The following is a 287-nucleotide window of genomic DNA, read 5'->3' on the forward strand; positions in this document are numbered from 1 at the left end:
AAGATCCCTGAAAGATGATCAGGTTGATAGGTCAGAGGTGGAAGCGTGGCGACATGTGGAGCTGACTGATACTAATCGATCGAGGACTTAACCAAAACGAAAAGCGGAGGCGACTGTTCAACTTCGAAAGACGTTGGAGAGCCGGCCATTCAAATCCTGGTTTTGGGATTTGGAGGGACGGATCGAAACGGCCGAGAAGTTAGGAGCCGAAGCTAGACAAGTCATTGGTAATTACTCGGCAAAATTCTTCTTCATACATTATCTAGTTTTGAGGGAACGAAGTTTCT

At 46.3% G+C, this 287-nt stretch carries 1 rRNA gene; it reads left to right on the forward strand.

Annotation, left to right across the window (positions count from 1 at the left end):
* Nucleotides 1–95: ribosomal RNA gene (locus M3205_RS26080) — 23S ribosomal RNA — on the forward strand; the annotation flags it as partial.
* Between the last annotated feature and the right edge of the window lie 192 nt (nucleotides 96–287).

It is taken from the genome of Cytobacillus firmus, from assembly GCF_023715565.1.
Classification (GTDB): domain Bacteria; phylum Bacillota; class Bacilli; order Bacillales; family Cytobacillaceae; genus Cytobacillus; species Cytobacillus firmus_C.